Here is a 10417-nt window from a genome sequence, read left to right as displayed (position 1 = left end):
CAGACCATCCAGCAGCGGCGCTTGCTGCATCAGCGCCGAGCCGCCTAACCTCCAGCCCAGATGAGCCCGAGCCTCCGTTAGTTCAGCACCTCACCTGTCCCAAAGCATTCGACGACGGACAGGAATTTGAAGCCTTGGAAGATTCAAATTTGACACGGCACTGTGGACGGTCAGGCTATGGCTTCAACAACCGAGCGTTTGCTCAGCGTGAGACGGACCGCAGCAAACGATTGTTTTTATGGGTCAATTTCCAATTCATTTTACATAATGTATATTATGCGATCGACGGATCTCGGCGCAAAGCGCAGGCCCCTCCCCTGAAGGCAGTCACAGTGGCCCCTTGACCGCTATAGGAGCCTCAACGCCAAGCCGCTGCCCCCTGCCAAGATCGCCCCACGGAGGTTCAGACCGATGTCATCGTCCCGCCCCCACCTACTGCACACCCTGGCGCTCGGCCTTGCCCTGAGCGCTGGCCTCGTCGGACACGCCGACGCGCAGGCCTTCCCGGACCGCCCCCTGCGGCTGATCGTGCCCTTCGGCCCGGGCGGCGGCACCGATCTGCTCGCGCGCGTCGTAGCGGAGCGGGCAGGCCAGGTGCTGGGCCAGAACATCGTGGTGGAGAACCGTGCGGGCGGCGGTGCGACGGTGGGCATCGTCGCGCTGACCCAGGCTCGCCCGGACGGCTACACCTTGGCCATCTGCCCCCCGATCTGCGCCACGGCTCCGGCCCTGTACCGCCCGGCCCCCTTCGACCCGAACACCGCGCTGGCACCGGTGATCGCCGTGGCCGACCTGCCGCTGGTGCTCGTGGTGCCCCGCAGCCTGGGCGTGTCCGACGTCCAGGGTCTCCTGCGGAAGGCGCGCGAGACGCGCAGGGGCCTTTCCTATGCCTCGCCTGGTGCCGGCTCGTCGAACCACCTCGCCGCCGAGATCTTCCGCCGCTTCAGCGGGCAGGAGATGGTGAACATCCCCTACCGCTCCGGCGCTGCCGCCCTGACCGACGTGATCTCGGGACGCGTCGACTTCTTTTTCGACACGGTCGCCAGCGCGCTGGCGCAGGTCCGGTCGGGGGAGGTGGTCGCGCTCGGCGTCACCGGGCGGGAACGCGCGCCGCAACTTCCCGACGTGCCGACCATGGGCGAGGCGGGCGTGCCAGGCTTGGAGTCCTCCGCCCGGGCCCGGCTGGTGGTGCCGGCCGGCACCCCGCCCGCAGTGGTCGCGACACTGAACGACGCGTTCCACCGGGTGCTGGAAGAGCCGGCCGTGCGGCAGCGCATCCTGGATATCGGCGCCATTGCGGTGGGTGGCAGCGCGGACGAGGCGGTGGAAGGGCTGCGCGAGGAGACGGCACGGCTTGGGGCCCTGATCCGCGAGGCCGGGATCACCACGGAGTAGCCCCATCGCGCGGAACGAACCGATAATCCGCTCCGCACAAGGGCGTTGAGGCCTTGGCGCGGGCGCGCTGGTAACTGGCAGCCGTCATGACGTGCTGCCGCGGACGGAAATGACCGTAGATCATGGCGTGGGATGACAGGAACCGCTGGGCCTGATCCAGGCACGTCGTTCCGGCTGGAGGCGGCTTCCGTGACAATGCCCGGACAAGCACTCCGTCTTTCGGTTGGCCCGGCCGAAGGCCAAGTAGGGCCAGGGAATGACACAGTTCGGTCGTGCCCTGGCCGAGCTGAACATTGAAATTTCTTGCGCCAAATCGAGTCAGGCCGAGGGCCGGGTCGGACGGGTGAACAGGACCCTGCAGGACCGGCTGGGCAAGGAATTGCGCCTCGCCGGGGTCAGTGACATCGCGGCTTACAATGAGTTCCTGGTCGGCTCCATGGAGCGGTTCGACACCCGCTTTGCGATTGCCCCTCCCCTGCCCGGCGATCCCGCTATCAGTCTCCCAAAGGTGCACCTTGCCGCAGGAAGGCGCAGAGCGCCCCCAGGCTGCACAAGTTGACGCCATTTTGCTTGCATAACTTCTCAGCCACTTGCTGGCACGCTTCTCGCAACTGCGCTGGCGCCCGGCCAGACGCGGGACATCCGCGGGCGCACCGGCCTTTGTGGGACGAAAAAGAATGACGCTCCTCACCCGCCGCGCCGCGCTGGCCGGCCTCGGTGGCGCGCTGGCCCTGCCGGCGATCCGCCCCTCATTCGCCCAGGGTGCGACCATCAAGGTGGGCGTGCTGCACTCCCTTTCCGGCACCATGGCGATCAGCGAGACCGCGCTGCGCGACACGGTGCTGATGATGGTCGAGGACCAGAACCGCCGCGGCGGCGTGCTCGGCCGCAAGCTAGAGGCCGTGGTGGTGGACCCCGCCTCCAACTGGCCCCTCTTCGCCGAGAAGGCGCGCGAGCTGCTCGCCGTCTCCAAGGTCGATGTCACTTTCGGTTGCTGGACATCGGTTTCCCGCAAATCCGTGCTGCCAGTCTTCGAGGAGCTGAACGGCCTCCTCTTCTACCCCGTGCAGTATGAGGGCGAGGAGCAGTCCAGGAACGTCTTCTACACCGGAGCCGCGCCGAACCAGCAGGCGATCCCGGCCACCGAGTACCTGATGGGCAAGGATGGAGGCGAGGCTAAGCGCATCGTCTTGCTGGGCACCGATTATGTCTACCCTCGCACGACCAACCGCATCCTCCGCGCCTATCTGAACAGCAAGGGCATCGCGGATGCGGACATCATGGAAGAATACACGCCCTTCGGCCATTCCGACTGGCAGGGCATCGTCTCCCGCGTGAAGCGCTTTGCCGGCGAGGGCAAGCGCACCGCGATAGTCTCCACTATCAACGGCGACGCCAATGTTCCCTTCTACCGCGAGCTGGGCAACCAAGGCATCAAGGCCGAGGACATCCCATGCGTGGCCTTCTCCGTCGGAGAGGAGGAGCTGGCCGGAATCGACACCAAGCCGCTGGTCGGCCATCTCGCCGCCTGGAACTACTTCATGTCGGTGGAAGGCAAGCCCAACGACGAGTTCAAGGCGATGTGGCGCGCCTACATCAAGAACGACAAGCGCGTGACCAACGACCCGATGGAAGCCACCTTCACCGGCTTCCGCATGTGGACCCAGGCCGTAGCGAAGGCCGGCACCACCGCGGTCGACCAGGTGCGCGAGGCCATGTACGGCCAGAAGGTGATGGCCCCCTCCGGCTATGAGGAGGAGATGCACCGCAATCACCACCTCTCAAAGCCCGTGATGATCGGCGAAATTCAGGAGAACGGCCAGTTCAACATCGTCCACAAGACGCCGACCGCCATCCCGGCCGAGAACTGGTCCCCCTTCATTCCCGAGAATGCCAGCCGCCGCGGCTGAGAGAAGGAGGGGCGGTGGGGCAACCCGCCGCCCACCACATCATGGCGCGCCTCATCCTACTTCTGATGCTCCTCCTGGCTTTCCTCGCGCCTGCCTCGGCACAGGATGCCTATCTCGAAGCCCTGCCCGGCCTGGCCGGCGGCTTCGGCACCCAGGCCGAGGCGGTTGAGCGCCTCGGCGCCAGCGGCGATGCCCGCGCCCTTCCCGTGCTGCGCGCCCTTTCTGAAGGCCAGCTCCGCAAGCGAGACGTCACCATCATCCTGCCCGGCGGCGCCGATGCCGCCACCGGCCAACCCGCCGACGCCACGGGCGCCGAGACGGTCCGAATCAATAACCGCGTCCGTGCCGCCCTGCGCGGGGCTTTGGGCCGGCTCCAGCTGGTTTCCGCCAATCCGGACGAACGCCTTGCCGCCGCGGATTCTGTCTTCCGCAGCCGCAGTGCCGAGAACATCGCCCCACTCGAGGCCGCCATCGCGCGCGAGACCATCGCCCGCGTGCGGGAGCGCCAGGAACTGGCGCTGGCCGCTTCCCGCCTCGTTGCGCCCGATGCGCAGGCCAAGCACCAAGGCATCGCCACGCTAGGCAGCGCCTCTTCTGATGAGGCCCGCGCCCTGCTGCTGGAAGCCCGCGCCGCCAACCCCGAGCTCGCGCCCGAAATCGACGGCGCCGTGTCGGCCATTGATGCGAGGCTGACCTTCAAGCGTGCCGGCGAAACCCTGTTCCAGGGCCTCTCCCTCGGCTCGGTCTTACTACTGGCCGCACTCGGCCTGGCCATCACCTTCGGTGTCATGGGCGTGATCAACATGGCTCATGGCGAATTCGTCATGCTGGGCGCCTACACCACCTTTGTGGTGCAGGAGGCATGCCGCGGCATTCCCTGGCTGTTGCCCTGGTCGCTCCCCCTTTCCGTTCCCGCCGCGTTTCTCGTCGCCGGTCTCGCGGGTGCCTTGCTGGAGCGCGGGCTGATCCGCCACCTCTACGGCCGCCCTCTGGAAACCCTGCTGATGACCTTCGGCGTTGGCATGATCCTGCAGCAGGCCGTTCGCCTGGCCTTTGGCGCCCAGAACCGCGAGGTTCTCTCCCCTGCCTGGATGCAGGGCACATTGGCGCTCCCGGGCGGTATCAACATCACGCAGAACCGCCTCTGGGTCGTCGTCTTCTCCCTGCTGGTCCTCGCCCTTACCTTCGCCGCCATCCGCCTCACCCGGTTCGGGCTGGAGATGCGCGCGGTGGTGCAGAACCGCCGAACCGCCGCCACGATGGGCATCCGCACGGGGCGGGTCGATGCCCTCACCTTCGCCTTCGGATCAGGCCTGGCCGGCATGGCCGGCGTCGCCCTCTCCCAGATTGATAACGTCTCCCCCAATCTTGGCACGGGCTACATCATCGACAGCTTCATGGTCGTAGTCTTCGGCGGCGTGGGCAGCCTGATCGGCACGCTGGTGGGTGCCATGGGGCTGGGCGTGCTGAACAAGGTCATCGAACCCTGGGCGGGCGCCGTGCTCGCCAAGGTCGCCGTGCTTGTCCTCATCATGCTCTTCATCCAGCGCCGCCCGCGCGGTCTCTTCGCCCTCAAGGGCCGGGCAGCCGAAGCATGAGCGACCTCGCCATTGCTCCCGCCCCGCGCGGCATTCCTGCCCGCATGTTGGTCCGCGGCACCATCATCGGCGCCATCGGCCTCCTTTCCCTGCTGCCCATCCTCAACCAACTCCCCGAGGGCAACGTCCTCCGCATCTCCGATTTCACGATAGCCGTGACCGGCAAATGGATCTGCTACGCCGTCCTGGCGCTCGCTATCGACCTGGCCTGGGGCTATGCGGGCATCCTTTCCCTCGGGCATGGCGCCTTCTTCGCCCTCGGCGGCTACGCGATGGGCATGCATCTGATGCGTCTCATCGGCCCGCGCGGGGTCTATGGCCATCCCGTGCTGCCGGACTTCATGGTCTTCCTCGGCTACCGGGAGCTGCCCTGGTACTGGCTGGGCTTCGACCATTTTTCCTATGCCGTCCTCATGGCGATGCTGGTGCCCGGTGCCCTGGCCTTCCTGGTCGGCTGGCTCTCCTTCCGCAGCCGCATCACAGGTGTCTATTTCAGCATCATCACCCAGGCCATGACCTATGCCCTGATGCTGGCCTTCTTCCGCAACGATATGGGCTTCGGCGGCAACAACGGCTTCACCGACTTCAAGGAGCTGCTCGGCCTTCCCCTGAACACGCAGGGGGCACGCGCCGGACTGTTCTATGCCGCGCTTGCCCTGCTTGCCGGCTCGCTCCTGCTCTGCCGCCATATCGTCGGCACGAAGCTCGGCCGCGTGCTTGTCGCGGTGCGGGATGCCGAAAGTCGCGTGCGCTTCCTCGGCTACTCCGTCACCGCCTTCAAGCTCTTTGTCTTCACCCTTTCCGCCGTGCTGGCCGGGCTGGCGGGCGCCCTCTATGTTCCGCTGGTCGGCATCATCAACCCCGGCGAGTTCGCCCCCGGCAATTCGATCGAAGCGGTAATCTGGGTCGCGGTGGGCGGCCGCGGCACGCTCGTCGGCGCCATCATTGGCGCCTTCTCGGTCAATGCGGTGAAGACCTGGCTGACCTCCTTCGCACCGGATCTCTGGCTCTTTGTCCTTGGCGGTCTCTTCGTCGCCGTCACCCTCTTCCTGCCGCGCGGCCTTGTCGGCCTCTTCCAGGGGCGCACGAAATGACCGGTCCGGTTCTCTATCTCGACGGGGTCTCGGTCATCTTCGACGGCTTCCGCGCGCTCAATAATCTCTCCCTCGTTGTCGATGCCGGCGAGCTGCGCGCGGTCATCGGGCCGAACGGCGCGGGTAAGACCACGATGATGGACGTCATCACCGGCAAGACCCGTCCCACCGCCGGCACGGTCAGGTTTGGCGACCACGACCTCACCCGCATGGATGAGGCCCGCATCGCCAATCTTGGCATTGGCCGCAAATTCCAGAAGCCTACGGTGTTCGATGCGCTGACGGTCTTTGAAAACCTGGAGCTGGCGCTGAAGGCCCCGCGCGACCCGCTCTCCTGCTTGCGATGGCAGCTGGCCGGCACGGCCCGCAAGCGGATTGAGGGAGTGATGGAGGAGATCGGCCTCGCCGCCCGCGCCGGGGACCCCGCCGCTATCCTCTCCCACGGCCAGCGCCAATGGCTGGAGATCGGAATGCTGCTGATGCAGGACCCCGACCTGCTGCTTGTGGACGAGCCCGTCGCCGGGATGACGGACCAGGAAACGGAACACACCGCCGCCCTGCTCCGCCGTATCGCCGGCCGCCGTAGTGTCGTGGTGGTGGAACATGACCTGGAATTCGTCCGTGCCCTCGGCAGCAAGGTGACGGTGCTGCATGAAGGCACGCTGCTGTCGGAAGGCTCGATCGACACGGTGCAGAACGATCCGCGCGTCATCGAAGTCTATCTGGGGCGCTGAACCGATGCTCCGGGCCACCAATCTCAAGCTCTCCTACGGAGCCAGCCTTTGCCTCCGCGGCGTCGATCTCTCTGCCGATCCCGGGAGGATTACCTGCGTCCTCGGCCGCAATGGCGTCGGCAAGTCCTCGCTTATGCGCTCTGTCATGGGGGTGGAGCGGATCAGCGGGGGGCGCATCGAATGGGAAGGCCGCGACATCGCCGCCCTGTCCCCGGCGGACCGTGCCCGCGCCGGTATCGGCTACGTTCCCCAGGGCCGCGAGATCTTTCCCTTCCTCACCGTTCAGGAGAACATGGAAACGGCCCTCGCCGCCGCCCCGCGTGGCGCCAAGGTGTCGGAGGAGATCTTCGATCTCTTCCCCATCCTCCGCCAGTTCCTCCGCCGCCGTGGCGGTGACCTGTCCGGAGGACAGCAGCAGCAGCTCGCTATCGCCCGTGCCCTCACCGCTCGCCCGCGCCTGTTGATCCTCGACGAACCTACCGAGGGCATCCAGCCCAGCGTCATCAAGGACATCGCCCGCGTCATCCGCCATCTGGCCAAGGACCGCGGCATGGCCGTCGTGCTGGTGGAGCAGTATTTTGAATTCGCCCGCGACCTTGCTGACCGCATCACCGTGATGGTGCGCGGCGAGGTCGCCCTGGACGGCGAGGCCCATACGCTTGAGGAGGATGCGGTCCGTCGCCTCCTGACCGTTTAGCTCACAGCCGTCCTGCTCGGGCCGCGTCGTTGATCACGCTGGCCGGAAAGCAGTAGCCATATCCATGGTCGCTGAGCCAGTGCAGTCCGGGAAGGACGAGCTCACCTAACCTGCCTGCGCGTGAGAGAGGCCGGGGAGCGATCCCCGGCCTTTTGGCACCTTTGCCCGAGCTTAGCCTCAGACGAGCAGGATGAGGCCAAACACGGCCATGGCTGCCCCGGCGGAACGGGCCAGGAGCTGGGGCAGGAGCAGCCGGACCAGCGCCAGCCCCGCCCCATGCAGCGCGGCAGAGGCCGCCAGGAAGCCGGTGGCATAGGCCAGGGCGCCCGAACCCTCCCCCATCTCCGTGCCATGTGCGTGGCCATGGAACAGGCCGAACAGGGCTACCAGCCCCAGCAGAAAGGCGAGGTGCGGCCGTTTGGCAAGGGCCACGGCACCGCCGAGCACGACCACCGAGGCCACGATTCCCCCCTCCACCATAGGTAGCGCCACGCCTGCCGCACCCAGGCCGAATCCGGCCAGCATGGCCGCGAGGAAAGCGGCAGGTAGCGCCAACATGGCGCGGCCGCCCAGCAGCCCGGCCCAGAGTCCGACAGCCAGCATGGCCACTGCATGGTCCGCCCCGCCCAGCGGGTGCGCGAGCCCGGTTGTGAAGCCGAGCGCGTGGTCCCCGCCCGTATGGGCCAGGGCTGGCAGGGGCAGCAGGGCAAGGGCAGTGAGAAGAAGACGGCGCATCAAGCGGCACTCCGGGGCGTGGCGGGAGGCAGGGCCCGGCGGTCGATGCCGCCGGATTGCAGGATGAAATCGGCGATCTCGGCCACGCCTTGGTTCTCCTTCAGATTGGTGAAGAGAAAAGGGCGCTGTCCCCGCATCCTCCTCGAATCCCGGTCCATCACACTAAGATCGGCGCCAACCAGCGGGGCAAGGTCGATCTTGTTGATGACCAGGAGGTCCGACCGCGTGATGCCCGGCCCGCCCTTGCGCGGGATCTTGTCTCCGGCCGAGACGTCGATGACGTAGATCGTCAGATCCGCCAGCTCCGGTGAGAAGGTGGCAGCCAGGTTGTCGCCACCGCTCTCGATGAACAGGATCTCCAACGCCGGGAAGCGCTCATTCATCTCCTGCACGGCGGCAAGATTGATCGAGGCGTCCTCGCGGATCGCGGTATGCGGGCAGCCGCCGGTCTCCACGCCCGTGATTCGCTCGGGCACCAGCGCACCGGAGCGGGTGAGGAACTCGGCATCCTCGCGCGTGTAGATGTCGTTGGTGATCACGGCGATATCGTGCGTATCGCGCAGGTATTTGCACAGGCGGTCGGTCAGCGCGGTCTTGCCGGAGCCGACGGGGCCGCCAATGCCGACGCGGAAGGGACCATTCGTCATGATCGGAAGAGCCTCGTGTATTGCGTCTCGTGGCGCATGGAGAACAGGTCGAGCATCGGCGCGGCGGTACCGATCTCGTCCAGGGGGGTGACCAGCGCGAAGTCCGTGGCGGCCTGTACGAAAGGAAGAAGGGCGGCAGTGGCGATCTGCCCATCCGTCTGGCCTAGTGGCACCAGCCGGACGCCCGCCGAGACGAGATTGGCAGCGAAGGCGCCAAGCCAGCTGAAGAGCGCGGGATGCAGCGGGATACCGCTCCAGGCCGCAGCGGCGCCGAAAGCAACGGGGTGCACCAGCCGGCGCGGGTGACGGGCTTTGAGGGCGTCAAAGCGCGGCTCGGGCCATGCCGAGGCCGTGACGGAGGCAAAGGCGGTACCCTGGGCGCTGCTCTCCAGCGCCGTCTCGGCCGTGCCGCGCCATGCGGCGGCGAGTTCCGCCACCTCGTCCAGCGCGGCCCCGTTATCCGCTGCCGCCGCACGCCAGGCAGCGGCGAGCAGCGGTCCATCCACGACGCCCGCGCCCCGTCCCAGCGCGGCCCTGACATAGGCAACCAGCCCGGCGCGGTTCTTCACCGCCCCTTCCTCCACCGCCGTCTCCAACCCATGGCTGTAGGTATAGGCGCCCACGGGATAGGAGGGCGATGTCCAGGCCAGCAGGCGGTAGAGGGCGGCGTCGCCCCCTCCCGCAGGATCAGTGATGGTGGTGACCATGACCGTGGTCATGGGAATGGTCGTGATGGTGGTCGTGGTCGTGACCATGATGGAGCGGCTGCTGGGGACCGTGATGATGCCCGGTCTGGCGATTATGCTCGCCATAGGCGCCGCCCTCCGGGTTGAAAGGAGCCTGCACCGCGCGAAGCGTGGCGCCGAGGCCGCGCAGCATGGCCGTGATCACGTGGTCGTCCCGTATCAGGATGCGGTCCGCCCCGATCTCGGCCGGCAGGTGCCGGTTGCCGAGGTGCCAGGCGATACGCGCGAAATGCGCCCGGTCTCCCGCCGTCACCTCCACCAGCGGCTCCGGCGCGGCGCGCACGGCGATAGTGCCGCCACCTTCCAGCGCCAGCCCGTCACCGTCATACAGCACCACGGCTTCCGGCAGGTCGAGCAGGAAGGCGGTGCCGCCCTCGCCGGTGTAGCGGCGGCGGCGGCGATGGCGGTCGTCAAAATCCAGCGTCACGCTGTCCCGCGCCTCGGTGGCATTCCATTGGCCGGCGGGCAGGACCTTGGTGGCGCGTGGCAAGGTGTCTTCGGTCATCTCAGTGCTCAGAACAGGAAGTAGCGCTGCGCCATGGGCAGCACGCGGGCAGGTTCGCAGACCAGCAACTCGCCATCGGCGCGTACCTCATAGGTTTCGGCATCCACCTCGATCCGTGGGCAGAGATCGTTCAGCACCATATCGCGCTTGGAAATCCCGCTTCGAGTGTTGCGCACCGCAAGCAAGGGACGTTCCAGCCGCAGCCGCTCGCCGATCCCCGATTCCAGCGCGGACTGGGAGGTGAAGGTGACGCCCACCGCCGGCAGGGCGCGGCCGAAGCCGCCGAACATCGGGCGGTAATGCACGGGCTGCGGCGTGGGGATGGAGGCATTGGGGTCCCCCATGGGGGCCATGGC

The 10417-nt window shown here is 67.0% G+C and carries 11 protein-coding genes and 2 pseudogenes; 8 read left to right on the top strand and 5 right to left on the bottom strand.

Annotation, left to right across the window (positions count from 1 at the left end; translation table 11 throughout):
- The 8 genes and pseudogenes from J8J14_RS23890 to urtE all read left to right on the top strand — a co-directional run.
- Positions 1–344: hypothetical protein (locus J8J14_RS23890; RefSeq protein WP_209382045.1), on the top strand; the 344-nt coding region annotated here is incomplete at its 5' end.
- A gap of 67 nt (positions 345–411) precedes the next feature.
- On the top strand, positions 412–1395 hold the full coding sequence (locus J8J14_RS23885; protein ID WP_209382044.1) for a Bug family tripartite tricarboxylate transporter substrate binding protein: 984 nt from the start codon (positions 412–414) through the stop codon (positions 1393–1395).
- A gap of 202 nt (positions 1396–1597) precedes the next feature.
- A pseudogene (locus J8J14_RS23880) lies at positions 1598–1924 on the top strand (ISNCY family transposase); the annotation flags it as partial.
- Positions 1925–2072: 148 nt separating this feature from the next.
- Positions 2073–3305: an urea ABC transporter substrate-binding protein gene (urtA, locus tag J8J14_RS23875; RefSeq protein WP_209382043.1), complete on the top strand. Its 1233-nt coding sequence runs from the start codon at positions 2073–2075 to the stop codon at positions 3303–3305.
- Positions 3306–3319: 14 nt separating this feature from the next.
- Positions 3320–4903 (top strand): urea ABC transporter permease subunit UrtB, encoded by a 1584-nt coding sequence (gene urtB, locus J8J14_RS23870; protein ID WP_342452529.1) that lies wholly within the window; start codon positions 3320–3322, stop codon positions 4901–4903.
- Positions 4900–5997 carry an urea ABC transporter permease subunit UrtC gene (urtC, locus tag J8J14_RS23865; protein ID WP_209382042.1) on the top strand — a complete coding sequence of 366 codons (1098 nt, stop codon included), beginning with the start codon at positions 4900–4902 and terminating at the stop codon, positions 5995–5997. Before urtB ends, urtC begins: the two co-directional genes overlap by 4 nt.
- The gene (urtD, locus tag J8J14_RS23860; protein ID WP_209382041.1) at positions 5994–6731 is read left to right on the top strand and encodes an urea ABC transporter ATP-binding protein UrtD; all 738 of its coding nucleotides are present in this window, start codon (positions 5994–5996) and stop codon (positions 6729–6731) included. The genes urtC and urtD overlap by 4 nt, the downstream gene beginning before the upstream one ends.
- A 4-nt stretch (positions 6732–6735) precedes the next feature.
- Positions 6736–7428 (top strand): urea ABC transporter ATP-binding subunit UrtE, encoded by a 693-nt coding sequence (gene urtE / locus J8J14_RS23855; protein ID WP_209382040.1) that lies wholly within the window; start codon positions 6736–6738, stop codon positions 7426–7428.
- Positions 7429–7605: 177 nt separating this feature from the next.
- Here the strand turns inward: urtE and J8J14_RS23850 are convergent, their stop codons facing one another.
- The 5 genes and pseudogenes from J8J14_RS23850 to ureC form a co-directional block, all read right to left on the bottom strand.
- Positions 7606–8163 (bottom strand): HupE/UreJ family protein, encoded by a 558-nt coding sequence (locus tag J8J14_RS23850; RefSeq protein WP_209382039.1) that lies wholly within the window; start codon positions 8161–8163, stop codon positions 7606–7608.
- A complete protein-coding gene (gene ureG, locus J8J14_RS23845; RefSeq protein WP_209382038.1) occupies positions 8163–8810 on the bottom strand; it encodes an urease accessory protein UreG in 648 nt (215 codons plus the stop codon). Before ureG ends, J8J14_RS23850 begins: the two co-directional genes overlap by 1 nt.
- A complete protein-coding gene (locus J8J14_RS23840) occupies positions 8807–9565 on the bottom strand; it encodes an urease accessory protein UreF (RefSeq protein WP_342452528.1) in 759 nt (252 codons plus the stop codon). Before J8J14_RS23840 ends, ureG begins: the two co-directional genes overlap by 4 nt.
- A complete protein-coding gene (locus J8J14_RS23835) occupies positions 9498–10061 on the bottom strand; it encodes an urease accessory protein UreE (RefSeq protein WP_209382037.1) in 564 nt (187 codons plus the stop codon). Before J8J14_RS23835 ends, J8J14_RS23840 begins: the two co-directional genes overlap by 68 nt.
- 8 nt (positions 10062–10069) lie before the next feature.
- Positions 10070–10417 (bottom strand): annotated as a pseudogene (ureC, locus tag J8J14_RS23830) (urease subunit alpha); the annotation flags it as partial.

The organism is Pararoseomonas baculiformis (genome assembly GCF_017813395.1).
Classification (GTDB): Bacteria; Pseudomonadota; Alphaproteobacteria; order Acetobacterales; family Acetobacteraceae; genus Roseomonas; species Roseomonas baculiformis.
Note: the sequence above shows the minus strand (reverse complement) of the source record. Positions and strands in the feature narration are given on the sequence as shown.

Bases quoted from the DNA above. Each gene is read 5' to 3' on its own strand.
- J8J14_RS23885 (WP_209382044.1), top strand. From the start codon at position 412: ATGTCATCGTCCCGCCCCCACCTACTGCACACCCTGGCGCTCGGCCTT.
- urtA (WP_209382043.1), top strand. From the start codon at position 2,073: ATGACGCTCCTCACCCGCCGCGCCGCGCTGGCCGGCCTCGGTGGCGCG.
- urtC (WP_209382042.1), top strand. From the start codon at position 4,900: ATGAGCGACCTCGCCATTGCTCCCGCCCCGCGCGGCATTCCTGCCCGC.
- urtD (WP_209382041.1), top strand. From the start codon at position 5,994: ATGACCGGTCCGGTTCTCTATCTCGACGGGGTCTCGGTCATCTTCGAC.
- urtE (WP_209382040.1), top strand. From the start codon at position 6,736: ATGCTCCGGGCCACCAATCTCAAGCTCTCCTACGGAGCCAGCCTTTGC.
- J8J14_RS23850 (WP_209382039.1), bottom strand. From the start codon at position 8,163: ATGCGCCGTCTTCTTCTCACTGCCCTTGCCCTGCTGCCCCTGCCAGCC.
- ureG (WP_209382038.1), bottom strand. From the start codon at position 8,810: ATGACGAATGGTCCCTTCCGCGTCGGCATTGGCGGCCCCGTCGGCTCC.
- J8J14_RS23840 (WP_342452528.1), bottom strand. From the start codon at position 9,565: ATGGTCACGACCACGACCACCATCACGACCATTCCCATGACCACGGTC.
- J8J14_RS23835 (WP_209382037.1), bottom strand. From the start codon at position 10,061: ATGACCGAAGACACCTTGCCACGCGCCACCAAGGTCCTGCCCGCCGGC.